We start from the raw sequence: 17331 nt of genomic DNA, 5'->3' as shown, positions 1-17331 counted from the left end.
TTTTGGATACTCGGAAATGAACTTCATAAATAATCCCGTTCGGGATGATTATCAAGGTATTTTGCTGTTCCATACTGGCCATTATGCGATCTTTTCAGAACGTGGCGTGAACAATGCACGAATGTTCCCCTTCGATCACCAAGCTATTCCCGCGATCAGGTCTTTTGGACAGGGATCATTTCAAGAGCGTCTGGCTATACAGACGCCGCTGCATGGTGGCCTCGTGCCATCATTAGCCGGCACGACTGCCATTCTTGAATACACTCCAGCCTCCGAGCCCTAGCTATTCCCCAACCGCAGCCGGGCTACATAGTTCTTTTAGCTGTATTGCTAAAAAGAAGAGCGAATGATCTCATTTTCGTGCGGTTTTGCTCTGCGGCGCACCGCGTGCTGTCATAGCATGAAGCGCCATTGCACGCTGTGTTAACGGGGGGGCTCTCATGCTAGTAAAACTGACAGATGACAAGGGGAAATCCAGAAGCGTCGACAGTGATATGGTTGTCCAACTTCGCGATTCTGAATTCGCCGACGAACCTCAGAACACCGTGCTGGTGGACTATGCGGCGGGCGGCCTTTTTGCCCAGGGCACTCTCGACTCCGTCTCAAACCAGTTCGCACCATTCATACCACTAGCGACTCTGCATCAATCCGGTGGAAACCGGATCAAACTAAACGCCAAGTCAATCAAGGGAGTGATCGAGAATAATATCGGAAGCTACAAAGGTAATTCATTGGCGGTTGTGGACGCGGATCACAGGAACACCAATGTGCCTAGTCGAAACTGGATACCGTTGAGAGAGACTGTAGAGGAGGCCACGGAAATTATAAGAGGGGCCAAAGGCTCATTCCAGTCGCTACTACGTATTGCAGGAACCTCGCGCAAAAAGGCGGGCGGCTCCCGCATCAAGGCTGATGCCTGATGAATCGGCAGAAGAAACCACCCGTTCTCGTCGCACTGGAGTCAGAGACATGAAGCAAGCGGTGGTGATTATTCATGGAATGGGCGAACAGATTCCCATGGAAACCTTGCAGGGATTCGTCGAGACCGTTTGGGTCACCGACGATAGCCTGATCGATAGAGACCGTCCTGACTCGCTTACGGGCGGGAAACGCTTTGAAAATGCTGTCTGGAGTAAACCCGATCGACGGAACCGTTCTTTGAACTGAGGAGGATGACAACCGAAGCACTCGATACAACGCGTGGATCGACGGACTTCTTCGAATACTATTGGGCACACCTCATCTATGGAACAACGTGGGAGCAGCTGAAGTCGTGGGTCTTCGACCTTCTATGGCGCAGCCCACTGAGCGTGCCGCCACGCGTACGTGGGGCGTGGATACTCCTATGGGCAATCACAGTCCTGGTTGCACTTTGCATGCTCGCTGCCTTCGTGCCGCTTTCCACACTTCGCAATTGCATATTCAATAGTTGTGTCGCTTTGGAAAACGACAAGGCCTCGTTCTGGTGGTTGATGGCGGCACCGATTTTGATCGGCGCTGTTGGCGTGGTTGTTGGCGGCCTTGTTAATAAGTATCTTCTTAAATACTTCGGCGATGTTGCTCGATATGTAAAGGCCGAGCCACTTAACGTCGCGCGACGTCAAGAAATTCGCGAAAAAGGTGTGGAACTCCTTGAAACCCTGATGGGTTTTGAGGACGGCAAATTGACGAAGAGTCAATATGATCGCATCGTCGTGGTGGCCCACTCATTGGGAACAATCGTGGCCTATGACATCTTGAGCCATTGCTTCGCCCGATTGAACACGACCTCCAAATACGATGAAAAGACGCTATTGGCGCGCGAACAGCCTGAACGAGACAAACTCGAAAGCACGATCGGAAATGCCGCTGGGCTCGCGACTGAAGCTTCGACGGGGGCCACAAGCGAAAAACCGGCGCAGATTACAATGGAAGCGCTTGGTATCGATGAGTTTCAGGAACAACAAAATCTCTGTTTGAAGGAACTTGTAGGCTCCGGTTGCCCCTGGATTGTCAGTGACTTTGTAACACTGGGGTCACCCCTTGCCCACGCCGAGTTCCTGTTGGCCGCGGATTTGGGCAATCTTCACAAGGCGCAAGAGCGTCGAGTTCTCCCTACATGTCCGCCTGCCATGGAATATGACGGGAAAACGAGGCAACACCATTTCACCTACAGGCACAAGAATGACAGCAAGGCTAGCGATCCACTTGCCTATCGTATCCCTCACCACGCGGCGCTCTTTGCCTATACGCGCTGGACGAACCTTTATTCGCCTCATTCCGCAATTTTTTGGGGCGATATTATTTCTGGACCGCTGGCGTCCCAATTTTCGACAACCCTCGAAGGTAAGCAGGTAAGTGGGATCCGAGACGTCATGGTATTGCCTCAACGCGATGTGGACGGGCGAGTCCTGAACGGAGAGCAAGTTCCATTCTTCAGTCACACGAAGTACTGGAACTTCCCGTTTCAGCTGGGCCGCCCCGCACCACACCACATAAAGATGCTGAGAAAAGCATTGAGGTTGAAGGAAATGTGACATGAGTGCCACTGCTATAAAGAGATATCCAGTCTGTTGAGTACTGGTTCGATCAACCACCGTGACATGGCCGAAAATCGATCTTCTGCGCGCATGTGCATCGCCAAATATTCTAGTTCATCGGATATGGATCCTTCGATGTCTAATATCGTGGCCTCCTGGGCGTGATTGAGCTGGCGGATGGATCGTTGAAGTTGACGAAGCGAAATTGAGATCCTCATCATATATCGGGTTCGGTCTAATACGAGCTTCGCACGGTTCAAGCCATACACGTCGATTGACGCACGGGCGCGCTTGTATCGCAAATCCGTTTCGTTAGCCGTCCTTGGGACAACGATGCATTTCCCGTCCAAGACGGCATAGGTCAAGAATTCTGTGGGATCATCCGCGCACGGATCAATCAACAAGGGAACTTCTCGCACCTCCTGACCCTGCTCCTTGGCCCGCTTCGATTCGTCCAGAAGAGGAAATCGGTCGCCTTTCCCCGTTTTGAAAATGGTTCCGTCGAAAAGCAGCTGGTTGGTTTCTCGATTACAGAGGATGCACGACGGTACCAAATTGGTCCATTCCGCGGCCAGCCACCAGTATCCCGGTTTCGTCTTCGCTGTACCGTTGTCGACCCTCCCCTTTGGTCGAAAGTGCTCGACATCCTGGGTTTGCGTCGCGTCGTAGTAGCTTTCGCAATATGCACAAAATCCTTGGAAAAGCTCGCTAAGTGCCTTCTTAACCGAGGCGTCGGAATACGCCGTGAACTTGAAGCCATCCACCTGCTTCTTCGTTACAAAGTGGGTGTAGGCGCGCTGCAATTCGGTCGCCCCTTGCGTTACTCTGCCTAATCCAGCCGGAGCCAACGCTGGTCGGACGACTGCTCTCATCTTGGTCGTCGCTGACCAACGCGATTGGTTAGCGCCTTCAGTCGCGAGATTGTGGCTTGAGTCAATTCTTCTTTGCTGAGCGACTGCTGTTGGCCTTGCCCAGCTAGGGCCAACTCAGCAGCCGCCAAGAACAGATTTTCTCGCTGATTACGGCCAAATGACTCCTTGTCGCCCAAGCGTTCTCTCAATTCGCTAATGCGCCTATCTCGGACCGGTTCAGCGGGTAGCGATAGCAAGTGATAATACTCATTGTACAAACTCTCGGACGTTGGATCGATTGTACTGCCAAGACCGAAGTGCCGCGAAACGAGGAGATCGTCAACAAGCATGCCTTCCACGGGCGGTAAATCTCTGTTCGCAATGACAGCGCCCTCGTCGTTGCGTTCCATCAAGGCAACCTCGCCGTTGCGTAGGCCCCGCAATACGAGCGGATCATGGGTGCTTGCAATGAATTGAACTAGAGGAAAGCAGGTTCTTAACGCGCCGACAATGCGCATTTTCCATCTCGGATGAAGATGAGCATCTATTTCATCTATGATGACAATCGCCGTTGCGCTTTGCAGGGTCTCCCACCACTCAAATAGCAAGCGCATAATGTCGAGACAAACCGCCACAATGGCCTGATATCCGGCTGACATCTCGGTTAGAGAAGCAATATGCTCGTTACTGCGGAAAAAAACGCGCCCCTGCCGCCGCAATAGCAACGCTTCTTGTTCGATTGGCAATATTTCCTTTAGTACTCTGCCAACGATGTCGAATTGCTCACTGGGAAGATCGCGCAACCAAGAACGATGCAAGCGCATTCTTGCGATTGGTCGGATCAGGTTCGAAATCCGCGCAAATCGTGATTCAAACGTCGTCGTGTCGCGCACTCGCGGATCCGGATAGCGTACCGACCCATAGCCAAGAACTATTGCCGAAGGTCGCCGCGTACCCTCAAAATGGGCATCGCTTTTGTCGAACCGCAGCTCCACCGGCGCTGAGTTATCCCAAAACTTCAATGTGACCTGACCACGCGCTCGTCCAGCTGAAATGATCTTGCTCGGACGGGTAATTCGAGAGGCTTCCTCAGCCCCAGCGAGCGCGAGAGCTACAGCCTGGAGAAACGAACTCTTACCCGATGCGTTTTCGCCGAGCAACATCAACCACGGCGCTCTGTCGTTCCTTGGGTCAGAGAAGCGAAGATCCACCTCTTGCAACATACGAAAATTGCGAATGGAAACGGATTCCAATGGCCGTGACGTGAGTCTGAACGCATCCTCGTCATCTGACATGATGACCTCGGCGGTTCTATTTTCCTCGGGCACCGCAAAGGATTCGAGCAGCTCCAAGTCGTCGGAAAAGCTGGCGACGGCCGCGCGGGCGGTGGCAGAATAAGGTGCGCCACCACTCGTAAGAGCGTCAGTTGGAGCTCCAGATTGGTATAAAAGCGTGGTGCGTTGATAGATTTCACGTCTGTCGTCGCGCAGCGGTGTCCGATTAAGGTTGAACACTTTGATGGTCACTTCGCCGCGCTCAGTGATCGCCTTTATTGAACCATCCGCGGCGAATTCAAAATGTGTTTCGGGCTGATCGTTCGCCGGGTCAAGAAGCAAGGCGATTTCGGCCGAATTGATCTGATCGATCGGCGTGAGAATGGCCGCTCTTTCGCCTCGTACTGGAAACAGGCTTTTCTTGGCGCGATTGCAGGCTCCACAAATCGGGTAAAGATTATTCCATTCAAGGGCAAGCCACCCATAATGATCGAGACTTCCTCGTCCATCCATGTTTGTTGCGCCGACAGGAGGGCGAAAGCGATCAATCTCGACAGGGCCGAATTCAAGTCTAGTTTCGCAAAATGCACATTTGTTATGAAAAAGCTCTCGTAAGGGAGCCTCGACTTCCCGGCGAAGGGCGCGCCATTCCACGATGAGATCAAGCTTGGTCTGACGGCGGAGCGTGGTATCCAGACCATAGTACTCACGAGTCTTTTGTATACCTATCGTCTCCAGCTCGGAGCTGACTGGTGAGGGGAAACCTCCACGATCGATGAAGATCATTCCGTCTTTCCTGGAGAACCTGGCGGATGAGTTGCCGTTGACCTGATAGCCACATCTAATATACAATATTACCGTTCAAACTCAAATACATAACCTGGTTTAATATTTCTTGGTTCCTTTATTTGCTGTCCATATTGAGCATCAAACTGAGTTAATTCGACTGTTGAAGGGGGCGTTTTGAAACAATGCGTGTACGTCTCGAGGTATTCGGCGGGGACCGGCCGGTTCCGGGTGTCTTGGTTCGAACCGTCGGGAACGATAAAAACGTGGAACATCGCGTGGTGTCGGGCGGCGTTGTCGAACTCGATAATGCTCATGCAATAATGGCCGTCCTATTGACCTCGCTGGCAGCTGGCTATTGGTCAACTATTGTGTACTCGCCTTTGAAAAGCGAACGTGTCGATCTAAGGCCCCTGCCAAAGGTGGGGCCAATCTCCTGGTGGCACAAGCTTGCCGGGGTTACGTCGTCGGATACCCGGAGGGGAAGCGGCGTGACAATTGGTGTGATAGACGCTGGACTTCAGCTTTGCGCCGACGATCCTTCTCTTTCTCATGTTCAGAAACTAGGCGATCAGAAGCAATACGGGGTTCCAGCGGATGGCCTCCTGCCAGAAGCGTCTCATGGCAACGCCGTCACCAGCTTGGTATTTTCGCGTACGGTCGGTTCCGACGGCTTTCAGGGACTCGCTCCAGGAGCGCAAGGCTTTTTCCTCTCAGCGAGGCTGGCCGCATCGCCAATCAAGGTGGGGCTCAACCCAGGCATGGTGGCAAACGGCATTCGCGAATTGGCAAGCAAACGGGACTGCGATATAATTTCGATAAGTGCGGGAGACTGCTCGAAGCCCACGACGGTTGTGCACGACGCCGTTCTGGATGCCCGCGACGTCGGCACCCTTTGCTTTTTTGCTTCAGGCAATCGGGGTGGGGCTCCGCTCTATCCAGCGTGCTATCCTGAGGCGATTTCAGTCGCGGCGATGGGTCGCCGTGGATTTGCACCGCATGAGACCGTAGAGGCACGCGATGATTTTCAGTCCCTAGTAAATATTGGCGCGGAACACTATCTGTGGGATGGTAGCGCGACCGGCGCGAACGTTAAATTCATCGCCGGCGGTTCGAATACGATTTGGGACTATGGTGGCCACGCTGCTCGCGCCGTGAGCGGAACGTCATTTGCTGCTCCAGTGGCGGCCGCTACGGCAGCGGTCATCCTCGCGGGAACATCTAAGCTTTGGCGGAGTTTACCCAGGTCGGCACGAAGATGGGACAAAATGTACGAAATCTTGGTCAGCAATAGCCGAGATGTAGGGCTGGAGTCAGAAGTCGTTCGCCACGGATTGCTGACCGTGCCTTGAAAGACAGCGCCCGAAAGCCTACAATGGGGTTCAATAAGGAAGGTTTGATGCAGATTTTTCTCATTTCTCTTCAACGAGACGCCCGTGCTATCTATAGCGCGGATGATTTGACTCACATGGTTGAATCACTGCCGGGCAGCGTGGAAATCCTAGACGGCCATAATAAGGATGTCCTTACTGTCAAGATGGACATGCTTGCGTGCGATGCTGCGGCGACACGAATCCCGTTTGCTCGCGTTGAAGATTATTACGAGATGAACCTGCTTTAATAGCTTGAGGAGTGCGTTGAGCACTCTTCGGCGATCAAGAATTTTTTTCCTAAGGACAAGCCCGCCTTCCGCTCATTCCCCTTCTCACGCCCCAGAGGAAGACGGCCATCCAGGAAATATCAACGCGCGCAAGATCCAAATCGAGATCGATTATCCGGTGATCAAGGCTGCAAAATTACAGGCTGTTGAGGAGGCAACGACCTTCGGAGCGATGGAACGACTGCCCGTGTAGCCGCGGTTCTTGATATCGTGAAACAGATGGCGCCCAATGCGGTTTCCATTCTTCCAGCATTCAGCCAGAAAAGTTTCAAAATACAACGGCGATGTCGGATTCAATGCTGCCCGGTTTCTGTCTCGAGGTGCGTTAGAAGTGAGCCAATTCGCGATGCTGCGGCGCTCGTATCCGGTCCGCCTTGCAATCTCGCTGTAGGTGAGGCCCTGCTGGCGCAAAGCTTGAAGCGTGGCAAATATTTCCTGACGGGATTGTCTGTGCTGCAAGCGGGCTCGGCGGTGTTGTGCCGTAGCGCTGGCGATCGCATCTTCGGAGAGAATGGGTCTAACATGGGCGTGGCCATAAACGCTCATCTGTTCCTTGATTGCCGCCCTGAGATTTTGGACCAGATGAAAACGGTCAGCCACCTGGCGGGCCTGCGGTGCGCCCTCCCGGGCTGCCTGGGCATACAGGCCACAGCGATCTCGGCTAACAATTTCGATCGTCGGACGTTCTTGCAACCATGCTTTTGCGCTCTCAACGCTGCGGTCGTCCAGAACATCGACGACCGATTGACGCTCAAGATCGACCATGATCGTGCCGTACCGCGAGGAATGCCGCCAGCTCCAATCATCAATGCCTACAACCCGAATATTGTCTTTTTGCATGGACGCCGGATTATTGCGCTTCAATTGCCGCAAGATCGTGTCGTCACTGACCGGCATGCCGAGCCGATGCATCAAGTTTTCACCCGGGCGACCGCCCATCTTGTGGCCAATCAAGCGTACAATCTCGGCCATCCGTTCAGTTCGTCGCGTGTAGGGTGAAGCAATCTCGGGCAACCTGTCGATGAAGGTTCGTCGCCCGCATTTCCGGTGCCTACACTGCCACCGGTTCAGTGCGAGTTTGATTTTCACAACTTGACCCTGAACAGGCAAGTCCTGGAGGCGGCGGTTGTGCCAGCCGTGCCGGTGCCGGCTTCGCCTTCCGCAATCCGGGCAGATACCGACAGGTTTCGCAGCGGCAGAAACAACCCAGTTTTCTTCATCTTGAAGGGTGGTACCCAGAACTTTGACCCCTGGGCCGGGTGACCATTTCAATTGCGTTCGCATCCCCGCAGATAGCAATCGCGGCGCTAACACTCTGTTAACCACAGAAATTGAGGAAGAACCGTTTCAAGTGTAAATCGACAGACGCCAAGGCGGGTCAAGTGCTGCCTTACATTGGAGTATGATGGTCTGAACGGCAATATTATTGCTTCGTTTCGTGATGGCTGATCACTGTCGAGGCGGGGAGAAATTCCCGTTTCGAAAGAGTGGGTGCCCGACCGTTGATCTCCTATGCGCGTGACGAGCAACTCTTGTGCGACTGCCGTCGAAACAATCTGACTTAAGTCGCGCAATCCTCGTTCGTAGAGAATAATAACAGACCGAGCCAGGCGGTCGGCGTTTTTGTCCGTCTTGGTCGCGCTGCAAGATTGCAGAGGCCCTATTGTGAGCGACTTGCATTACTCGCCAATCTTCGGAGGAATAAAGATACCTGTTGATGGGATGGAACAAGATGAGCTCCCTCGTTTTTTAAGCGGGAGCGTTCGATCTCTCAAGCGTCAGTTGCCATACATGCCTGACGACTGGTCGACAGTCTGCTCGCAGACCAACGAAGTCAATCGTTATCGGGCTAAGTTTAGGTTTTTTCGCATTTTTCGGCGATGCCGAGGAACGTTTATGCTGCACGCATGTTGTTCATTGAAGGCCAACGGCATGAGTGATGAAGACGACGAAAAGAAGCGAATGACGGCTATCAAAGAGCAGATGCAGGAGGCCGGCTTTGCGGATGCATTACGCTCCAGATATGTTCCCGCATCGAACGACCGACGATTTAACGATCTGCTCAAGCGGCTGGATCAGGCGGAGAAGTCCAGGTCGCGTTGATCGTCAGTCCGGAAGCGCCGCCCCGTGTCTAATCGAAGTCACGAATAATCGGTATACCAGCCCCCGCCCTGAGCGTCCTGTCTCGCGCTGTTGAGCAAAGCCTCTAGCTCTTCACGTGACTTCCGGTCGATCGTCTCCAGCGCGGAAGGTGACATTCTGAAGCGACCGCAGTGTGGGCAATCAAATTCAATAAATCCGATATCCCTCGAAACAATCTCCGCTCGATCACTGCAAATAGGGCAGAATGTATCCTCCATCGTCATTTATCCTACTCATCACCCCATCAAGCGTTCTCGATCAGCCGCAAGCGTGGCGATTTTGTTGACGTCGCGTAGGCCGGTGTTGAAGAGCCGCATTATCTCGCGCGCCAAGCGTCCGGCATTCCTATCGATGCCGATACTGCGCTGAAGGAGGAAGGAAGCGATCCCAAATGCCGAAGCCATAATATGCCAGTCTTCTTCGGCGTAGGCATTGTTCGCTACCGATGTGAGACGTTGAAAGAGCATCGACGTCCTTCGCTATAATGGGTCATACACGTTCATTGGCCCAAGGAACGAGCGTCAACGCTTTATTCCGATTGTCAGAATGCCCGGCTCGAACACGTTCCGTCTGCGCAGCGATGGCGGCAATGATGGCCGGGTCGCGATGGCCCAGATCAAACAGCCGGAATATCTGCCTTGCCAAGCGATCGGCATAGGGATGGGTTTTCGGGGATCGGCCCAAAATCCTCGAGGCGCTATCATGGGCAGTTTGCAGCACAACCCAGTCGTCCGGGAGTATAAGATGCGGGTCGGTTTCGATTTTAGGTGCGGGCAACATGTCTGTCTCCTCGCGGTTAGTAGCGGGAGCACATCTGATCTCTCAAGCGCCAGTGGCCATAGATGCCTGACGACCGCAGAATTGTCTGCCACCGGACCCAAGGTGTCAACTTAAACCGCAAAGTGCAGCAAATTCGGGCCGTTGGAGACTGGTCTCGGGCGTCTCTTGGAACGAAAGTCCACCAGGCGTGTTTTACGCCATCGATGAGCGGGGCGACCATGGCAAAAAGCAAGTCGGAACGAGAGCGGGCTATGGCAAATTCGTTGCGCCGTAATGTGGCTCGCCGTGAGTTCCAACAAGCCCTCCGTTCCGGCCATGAGGTGATGAAGAACACTCAGGAAATTGATGATCTGCTAGACGAGCTCGAAACGGCTGAGAGCACTCAAATCATCAGCAAGTCAATTGATTAGCCATCACACTTACGGGATACCGGAACGAAAGCCAATGTGGCCCGTTGGGTTGTATGACCGATCTCAATTTCCCACACGTAATCGTAAAAGGCTCGGGGCAGATGCTGAATATTGCTTCGGTGGAAGAAGCATCTGCGTTTCTAGCCGAAGGCTGGCCTGTGCAAGATGGCCCGAAGTTCCGCGCAGCAAACTTAGCCTGTCTTGGCGGCTTAGGCGGCTCAGTTTCGAGCGACGATGTGCGAAGCGCTTTTATCGGCGCGGCAAAGGAAGCTGGTATCTACGTATGGGAGACGACCGGCGAGAGCCGCTAGTCCCTACCACTTATTCTCACCAATAGATTGTAAAAACAATGATGACTGTTTCAGCCAATGTCTTCTCAACCAACCTGCTCAGTTACGCGTTCGCCGCGATGTTTTTCATCGTGCTTGTTTGGGCGTTTTTCATAGTTTTGCGGCGAATGCGCGCGTGAGAAATGCACTTTAGGCCCAAACAGCAAAGGACCTGTTAGACATGATAACCGACAAAACAAAGCTCGGCACCCGCTCCCGAGTGCGCGTAACGCTCAACGAAGACTATGAAGTTGAATACCTCATGAACCGGTACAATCTCGCTAGACCACGCGTGCTCAAACTTATGGCCAAGCACGGCGGCAATCGAAAAAAGATAGAGAGCGAATTAGGCAGGCACTACGCGATGTAGATCATGCGGCCATTCTTCCAGCATGAATTTCGCGGCGTCATAGGCGGACGCGATCGCGGCTAGCTGGCCCGGCTTCCGGCCGAACACCCGAACCATTTTGAATGTCTTATAATCCTCATACATGGCCGAAGGCAGGGCACCTGCAGCGGTTTGAGCATGAGAAAACACAACTCCCGACGCGCAAGAAGTCCGCGTGGGGAAATCGCCGGCGAGCCATCCCCGGGTAATTATATGCCGCTTGAATGCCCATCTTCGGTCCACGGCCAATGGACGGGAACCCAGCTAACATTTCGCATTCATCATGGAATGGTTTGCTTCTTGGGAGGGACGGTGGATTTGACCCACCGTCCCATGGACCCCAGGTGGTTTCCCACGGGAAGGGCCCACGCTGACGAGTTTTGTCAGCGAAACCGAAACGACATACAAATTTCCTTGTTCCATTTGGGAGACCGGGGCGGAACAAAATTCGGAGCAGCGAATTCGAGATAAACTAACCAATAGAAAAGTCATGTAATGAGCGAACTGAATTTTGCCCCGATATGTCTGAAAAGTGAGGGCAATCGCACGCGCTTAATCAGTACAGTCGAGCAAGCGCTTCACGCTCTAGAACGCCATTGGCCCAACGATGATCCAGCGCGACAAAGGGCGGTGCGTGTGTGCCAGATGGTCTTTGAAGGAAGGGCGGCTCCATCCGCGGCCCATGATGCATTGATCCGCGCCGCGAGCCGCGCCGGCATCTATATTCCATTTACTGTGGTTGATCGCGACCATTCCCCGCAAGAGCGGTGAGCGACATTTAATCTTTGCGAATAATTTGGCCGTCGTACATGTCAAAGACGCCGTGCTGTCCGCCTTGCTTATTGAAGGAGCTCTCCAGCTCACCCCAACTGCCAAGGAAGGTGCCGCATGTGCTGCACTGGATTGGCGTGTCGCTTGCAACGTCTTTGGGAATGTCGAGATAGATTGTGCCGCAGATTGGGCAGTCGAGTCCGTGGTCCAACTTCCGTTCCATTTTACCCATCCGTGCAAAAAGAGAAGAAGAACGGAGAAAAATATATTTCGGTGTTTTGGAAATTCAATGTCCCGAGAGGCTGCCTGATTAAATTTGTTAGCCTTCGCCATCCGCCAGGTCATGCCAACGGTTGAACATCGTTCGCATAAGGGCTTGAACAACAGGGCTGATAATTCTCACCTGCCGTTTCGAAAGCGAGAAAGAATGCGGCAAGGTTTCCGAACGATCGGGTCGCTCCAGCATTTCGTCTTCATCTTCTCGACTGTCAGAAATCTCTTCATTCCAGATCACACAAAACCTTCTGCCAACCAATTCGCAATGACCGGCTGCAAGCAATGGCTCAGTGGAAAACCGTCAGCGGCCAACTCGTCTGAAACTCTCCGTAACAATTAACACACCTGTCGTTCAAACAAGGTGACAAGCCCGCCAACTACATATCTGCTTGGAACCCTTCGAGCTGCGCCAGCACTGTGCATTCGAGTCCGTCCGGGGCATAAACCAAATTGACGTGGTTTGGTGCGCCCGCTACCCCGCTTCTTATCAGGCGAGTACCTAGCCCCTCAACAGTAGGCTCGACAACCGGAGGACCGTGATTCTCCCGCCATTCCAGACTGAACGCAGGTTCACCGCTGAGTTCTGCAATCCCCCATTCAACGATAACCTGGCCATCAGGGGTGGACAGAGCCCCGTACTTGTATGCGTTGGTTGTAAGTTCATGCAGGAGCATTGCCAGGGATAGTGCTGACTGCGGTCCAACATCCATATCCGGACCATTGAGACTGAACTGGCTACCGCGTCCATCCTGATTGAGATTCACCGATCTTTCAATAAGGGTTCGAACCGCTATGCGTTCGCCATAGCCAGTCAAAAGCAGGTCGTGGGCTCGTCCAAGAACGCCAAGACGCTGGCTTATCGACAGGCGCGCCGCCTCGATGTTTTCCGCACGCCGCAGCGACTGGTTGACGATGCCCTGAACCATTGCAAGTTGGTTCTTCAAGCGATGGCTTAGTTCCTGGCTTAACATCGATTGCAGTTCAACCGCGCGCTTTTGCTGCGTTCGGTCCCGAACGATCTTCAGGAAACCTTCAGGTGGACCGCCATCCTGAAGCGGTACCATCTCGCCGCTCGCCCAAAACTTCGATCCGTCCTTGCGCACATGCCAGCGTTCATCCGTGGCACGCCCGTTTTTCAGGGCGTTGGCCATTTCTTTGCGCGGAACCTCATGCGTGCGGTCCTCGCTTGTGAAGATGATATCGGCTGCCAGCCCCATTGCCTCATCCTCACTCCAGCCAAAAATATTTTCAGCGCCAACGCTCCATGAGGTGACGTTTCCGGATAGGTCAGCTGTAATGATGGCATAGTCGATTGCGCTCTCGAGGACCAGTTCTGCGATACGTTTGATGGTCATTGGCTTCCCTCGTGCAATTTTCCGCTCCCACTACAACCCACAAAATCCGAAAGTTCTGGCACACGATAGTACTCGCTTGTCCTCTTCCGACGAATGACTCGCTCAAACAAACTCGGAATCTTGATAGCCGCAAAGGCCAATAACGAATGGTCCAACGATGGATGGTCGTGTGATCGACCGCAATGCCGCGCTCAAGATCGCGCAGGCCCAGATTGTAGGCAAGGTACCAGCGTACGCAAGGCAGGATCGAACTGGCGGCCATTGAGCATCGAAACCCTCCGAAAATAATAGACAGTTTCCTTGGCATTCTGCCGGTAACCAAAACGTTGCAACAAAACCCAACTTCTGGATTTCCGGCCGAAGCAACTTGCCCACATTGCGGCTCGATGCTCCGAAGAAGGCGCTCGCCGGCCTCCGGGGGGGGCGACGCTGCGGGTGGTTCGGTTCAGCAGCCGCAGGCCAAGCCGCCCCTCAAGCCACCTCATCGCCCGGCTCAGGGCGGGTTGGGAGAGCCCCAGTCGAACGGCGGCCCTTGTGGTAAACGTAGCATCTTATGAGGCCGAGAGCAGTTTCCTAAAACAACATTCTTGAGCGAAGCGCCTCACTTTCCGTCGACGAAGCATCGCGTCTTGACGGCATCGCAGATCGACTGCGCCGCCACAGCCCGCTTGTAGGTAGGGCCGCCTCTGGTTGGTCCGCGTGTCAACGGAGCTCCCCCGCCCCGTTACCGCATGCCCCAGCCGTGACTGACGACGATTGATTGTCCTGTGAGTGCGTTTGAACGGAATGCGGCCAGGAAAAGGGTGGTCTGCGCCACATCCTCGATCGTGGTGAACTCGCCATCAACCGTCTCCTTCAGCATGACATTCCTAATGACATCATCCTCGGAAATCCCGAGTTTTTTCGCCTGCTCCGGGATCTGCTTGTCGACGAGCGGCGTGCGCACAAAGCCCGGGCAAATGACATTGGCGCGGACACCGTGTGCAGCGCCCTCCTTGGCGACGACCTTGGCCAGTCCCATGAGGCCGTGCTTGGCCGTGACATAGGGGCCCTTCAACACCGATGCCTCCTTCGAATGCACCGAGCCCATATAGATGATGCTCCCGCCACGGCCGTGCTTGTACATCTCGCGCAAACAGGCGCGCGTCGTGAGAAACGCCCCGTCCAGATGAACAGCAAGAAGCTTTTTCCATCGATCGAACTCGAGCTCGTGGAGCGGTGCCACGGTCTGGATGCCGGCGTTCGAAACGAGGATGTCGACCTTGCCGAAGGCGGCGACAGTCTTGGCGACGCAGGCTTCGACCTCGGCTTCGTTGGTCACATCGACGGCAATCCCGATCGCGTGTTCATGTCCGCCGAGCTCGTTGGCCACTGCGTTCGCGCGCTCTGGGTCTCGGTCAGCGATTGTCACGCGCGCGCCTTCGCGCACGAAGAGGGCTGCAATTTCCATGCCGATGCCGCTCGCGGCTCCGGTGACTATGGCAACTTTGTTTTCAAGAAGCATGATTTATTCTCCTGTGTTGCGGGGTTTAGCGCAGATAGTCGTGGACGACTTTGCCGAGACCGAGGGTCAGGTTCGCGATGAAATGCATTGTCGAGACCACCTCAAGCACCGGCAGGTCGGCGACGGGTGCCAACGCATGTGCGTGGAGATCGAGCGCGCCCGGCCCCGTCCACGCACCGCGGACTTCGACATCCTCGAGATAATATTCAACCAGTTCGCAAATGCGCGGACTGCCGTCGACATGTGGAATGATCTTGAGCAGGAAGTTGGGCTCGGCGAGCGAGGCGAGCACCGCAGCCGCATCAGCGGGTTTGTGCTTGTAACCCATGGTGCCGGTGGCTACACGCACGGGCCCATAGTCGAGGGTACCGACGAGTGTGTCGGTCTCGGCGCGAAGCGTTGGCTGCGCAAACTTTTTCGGAAAGCCCCAAACCTCCCGTCCGGCGGCAATCGGCGATTCGTCGTTGAGGAACATGCTATGGGTGTAGCTGCCGTGTTTTCCCCGGAATGAGACGGGGATCACTTGGCCGCTTTCGGTATAGTCGCCAAATCCACTCGAATCCGGCATACGGATAAATTCATACTTGACGAGCGGTTCGATCACTTCGAGGGGTCCTGGTACGAGTTCGCGCAATCTCTCGGGGTGAGTGCGATAGGTGATGACGAGATATTCGCGCTGACAGAACCGATAGGGACCCGGTGGATATGCGGGGCTCGTAAGCGGCATTGAGAACGCGCGCTCACGCACGTGGCCTTCCTTCATGATAGACTCCATGTTTCATGTATCTTGTGCACGGTGGATGATTTATGCGCGCTCTTGCTCGACGATATCGAAGGTGAAGACACCGTCGGGACTACGGGGGCGCTCGAGCACCTCGGGGTGGCGTAGGGTGCGGATGGTGTCGTGGTACCCCGCCTGCCAGTGATCCTCCATGCTCCGGCGCGAAAACTCGTAGTCTTTCGTGTCGTCCTCGTATTTCTTGGAGTGATAGCCGAGCTGCACAAGATTCCAGACCTTCGGCTCGGAAGCAGGACGCAGGATGTCAACGTCAGGGCTCGCCGCCAGTTCTGCCGGCAGTTTCTCGATCAGGCGCGAAAGGGCACCGCGCAGGAATTGTATTTCGCGGAAGCGGTTCAACTCGGCCCGGGTGCGGCTCGAATACTGGATTTCCTTCTGGCGCGCCTGAATTTGTGCCATCTTCCGCGGTAGCTCGCCTTGGGCTGACCAGAGATCGACCTGAAACGCGAGGGTGTCACGGTGCGGCAGGTTATCAACCACCCAGCTGAGCGGTGTGTTGGAAACGAGACCGCCGTCCCAGTAATGCTCGCCATCAATTTCGATCGCGGGAAAACCGGGTGGCAAAGCTCCGCTCGCCATCACATGCTCGGGGCGGATCAGGTGAGTGGTGTTATCGAAGTAGACGAAGTTGCCGGTGCGCACATTGACCGCGCCGACGCTGAAGCGCATGGCCCCGCTATTGATGCGATCGAAGTCAACCAGCCGCTCCAGCGTCGACTTGAGCGATTGCGTGTCATAGTAACTGGTGGCTTCGGTAGAACCATGCGGCCAGAGCCAGGGTGTCAGCAGGCGGGGCATGAAAAAGCCCGGCGCGCCCAGGCACAAAGCCCGCGCTGCGCTCCATTGGTTAGACAAGGCGCGGACGACATCGCCCTTTGACGGGTCAAATTGCGCCAATACCGTGGCGATATTATCGTTGCCTTCGGCCGTTGGGCTGGGTGGAAACTGCCAATATGGATCGGTTGAAGTGACAAGTTCCCAGAACTGCCGGAGCTTCGCGACGCGGTCTTCGGGCGGATTGCCCGCTATGAGGGCAGCGTTGATCGCGCCGATGGAAATCCCGGCGGTCCAGTCGGGATGAAGACCGGCCTCGGCCAGGCCTTGATAGACGCCTGCCTGATATGCGCCGAGGGCGCCGCCGCCCTGCAGCAAGAGCGCAATGCGTTCGAAGGGCGGTCGTCCGCTCCGCTGAGGATGTTCCGATACAGGATTTCGATGCGTGAGAACATGTTCGTTCATGATGATTCCTCTCGCCGTCTTCTGATGGTGCGACGGCAACTGATGACTCTTGATAAAGACTGTTGTCGGCCGAAGGCGTTCGCGTCAGACCATGGACCGTTGCAAGCTCGCCAGGTCTGCCGCGCAGACAAGACTGAATGCCAGGAGGGGATCGGGATCCAGACTCTTGGTCAGCGCTTCCGTGGCGAGTTGCCGAAGTTCCACTCTCGGCTTCAGGGATATCTCGAGGATGGCCCTGAGCGCGGCCT

Annotated in this window: 19 protein-coding genes and 3 pseudogenes; 10 read left to right on the top strand and 12 right to left on the bottom strand. The window is 54.7% G+C overall.

From position 1 onward, the window contains the following. Positions 1-16: 16 nt before the first annotated feature. From AAAB35_RS11760 to AAAB35_RS11745, 4 genes are all read left to right on the top strand, one after another. Positions 17-283 (top strand): hypothetical protein, encoded by a 267-nt coding sequence (locus AAAB35_RS11760; protein WP_340668468.1) that lies wholly within the window; start codon positions 17-19, stop codon positions 281-283. A gap of 157 nt (positions 284-440) precedes the next feature. Beyond that, complete coding sequence (locus AAAB35_RS11755; RefSeq protein ID WP_340668467.1) at positions 441-920, top strand: hypothetical protein; 480 nt, start codon at positions 441-443, stop codon at positions 918-920. Between the two features lie 49 nt (positions 921-969). Continuing rightward, entirely contained in the window at positions 970-1167 is a 198-nt protein-coding gene (locus tag AAAB35_RS11750; protein WP_340668466.1) for a hypothetical protein, read from the top strand. Positions 1168-1376: 209 nt separating this feature from the next. Beyond that, a complete protein-coding gene (locus AAAB35_RS11745; protein WP_340668465.1) occupies positions 1377-2516 on the top strand; it encodes a hypothetical protein in 1140 nt (379 codons plus the stop codon). A gap of 14 nt (positions 2517-2530) precedes the next feature. Here the strand turns inward: AAAB35_RS11745 and AAAB35_RS11740 are convergent, their stop codons facing one another. After that, complete coding sequence (locus tag AAAB35_RS11740) at positions 2531-3322, bottom strand: retron system putative HNH endonuclease (protein ID WP_340668464.1); 792 nt, start codon at positions 3320-3322, stop codon at positions 2531-2533. A 65-nt stretch (positions 3323-3387) separates the two neighbouring features. Next, entirely contained in the window at positions 3388-5430 is a 2043-nt protein-coding gene (locus AAAB35_RS11735; protein ID WP_340668463.1) for an AAA family ATPase, read from the bottom strand. Between the two features lie 266 nt (positions 5431-5696). Between AAAB35_RS11735 and AAAB35_RS11730 the strand changes: the two genes are divergently transcribed. Both AAAB35_RS11730 and AAAB35_RS11725 read left to right on the top strand, forming a co-directional pair. Then, a complete protein-coding gene (locus AAAB35_RS11730) occupies positions 5697-6782 on the top strand; it encodes a S8/S53 family peptidase (RefSeq protein ID WP_340668462.1) in 1086 nt (361 codons plus the stop codon). 47 nt (positions 6783-6829) lie between these two features. Then, positions 6830-7051, top strand: a complete 222-nt coding sequence (locus AAAB35_RS11725) for a hypothetical protein (protein WP_340668461.1) — start codon at positions 6830-6832, stop codon at positions 7049-7051. Positions 7052-7240: 189 nt separating this feature from the next. Here the strand turns inward: AAAB35_RS11725 and AAAB35_RS11720 are convergent. Next, positions 7241-8374: pseudogene (locus AAAB35_RS11720) on the bottom strand (ISL3 family transposase); the annotation flags it as partial. 648 nt (positions 8375-9022) lie between these two features. On the opposite strand from AAAB35_RS11720, the gene AAAB35_RS11715 reads away from it, so the two are divergent. Beyond that, positions 9023-9193 (top strand): hypothetical protein, encoded by a 171-nt coding sequence (locus AAAB35_RS11715; protein ID WP_340668460.1) that lies wholly within the window; start codon positions 9023-9025, stop codon positions 9191-9193. A gap of 275 nt (positions 9194-9468) precedes the next feature. Here AAAB35_RS11715 and AAAB35_RS11710 read toward each other — a convergent pair whose 3' ends face one another. Next, positions 9469-9699, bottom strand: coding sequence for a hypothetical protein (locus AAAB35_RS11710; protein WP_340668459.1), 231 nt, complete (start codon positions 9697-9699; stop codon positions 9469-9471). A gap of 22 nt (positions 9700-9721) precedes the next feature. Next, entirely contained in the window at positions 9722-10012 is a 291-nt protein-coding gene (locus tag AAAB35_RS11705; protein WP_340668458.1) for a hypothetical protein, read from the bottom strand. Between the two features lie 218 nt (positions 10013-10230). Between AAAB35_RS11705 and AAAB35_RS11700 the strand changes: the two genes are divergently transcribed. Next, a complete protein-coding gene (locus AAAB35_RS11700) occupies positions 10231-10422 on the top strand; it encodes a hypothetical protein (RefSeq protein ID WP_340668457.1) in 192 nt (63 codons plus the stop codon). A 53-nt stretch (positions 10423-10475) separates the two neighbouring features. Beyond that, the gene (locus AAAB35_RS11695; RefSeq protein ID WP_340668456.1) at positions 10476-10733 is read left to right on the top strand and encodes a DUF982 domain-containing protein; all 258 of its coding nucleotides are present in this window, start codon (positions 10476-10478) and stop codon (positions 10731-10733) included. Positions 10734-11917: 1184 nt separating this feature from the next. Here AAAB35_RS11695 and AAAB35_RS11690 read toward each other — a convergent pair. Continuing rightward, positions 11918-12133 (bottom strand): hypothetical protein, encoded by a 216-nt coding sequence (locus tag AAAB35_RS11690; protein WP_340668455.1) that lies wholly within the window; start codon positions 12131-12133, stop codon positions 11918-11920. Positions 12134-12238: 105 nt separating this feature from the next. Here AAAB35_RS11690 and AAAB35_RS11685 point away from each other — a divergent pair. Next, a pseudogene (locus AAAB35_RS11685) lies at positions 12239-12507 on the top strand (DDE-type integrase/transposase/recombinase); the annotation flags it as partial. A gap of 56 nt (positions 12508-12563) precedes the next feature. On the opposite strand, the gene AAAB35_RS11680 reads toward AAAB35_RS11685, so the two are convergent. The 6 genes and pseudogenes from AAAB35_RS11680 to AAAB35_RS11655 form a co-directional block, all read right to left on the bottom strand. Then, on the bottom strand, positions 12564-13541 hold the full coding sequence (locus AAAB35_RS11680; protein ID WP_340668454.1) for an HWE histidine kinase domain-containing protein: 978 nt from the start codon (positions 13539-13541) through the stop codon (positions 12564-12566). A 130-nt stretch (positions 13542-13671) separates the two neighbouring features. Continuing rightward, positions 13672-13785 (bottom strand): annotated as a pseudogene (locus AAAB35_RS11675) (IS6 family transposase); the annotation flags it as partial. Next, a complete protein-coding gene (locus AAAB35_RS11670; RefSeq protein WP_340668453.1) occupies positions 13733-14026 on the bottom strand; it encodes a hypothetical protein in 294 nt (97 codons plus the stop codon). The pseudogene AAAB35_RS11675 and the gene AAAB35_RS11670, both read right to left, overlap by 53 nt. Positions 14027-14265: 239 nt before the next feature. Continuing rightward, on the bottom strand, positions 14266-15045 hold the full coding sequence (locus AAAB35_RS11665) for a 3-hydroxybutyrate dehydrogenase (protein WP_340668452.1): 780 nt from the start codon (positions 15043-15045) through the stop codon (positions 14266-14268). A gap of 25 nt (positions 15046-15070) precedes the next feature. Next, positions 15071-15808 carry an acetoacetate decarboxylase gene (locus AAAB35_RS11660; RefSeq protein WP_340668451.1) on the bottom strand — a complete coding sequence of 246 codons (738 nt, stop codon included), beginning with the start codon at positions 15806-15808 and terminating at the stop codon, positions 15071-15073. 42 nt (positions 15809-15850) lie between these two features. Next, complete coding sequence (locus AAAB35_RS11655) at positions 15851-17083, bottom strand: patatin-like phospholipase family protein (RefSeq protein ID WP_340668450.1); 1233 nt, start codon at positions 17081-17083, stop codon at positions 15851-15853. Positions 17084-17331 lie beyond the last annotated feature (248 nt).

This window comes from Phyllobacterium sp. (genome assembly GCF_037994425.1).
In the GTDB taxonomy this organism is placed as follows: domain Bacteria; phylum Pseudomonadota; class Alphaproteobacteria; order Rhizobiales; family Rhizobiaceae; genus Phyllobacterium.
This window is presented reverse-complemented; position numbering and strand designations above follow the sequence as displayed.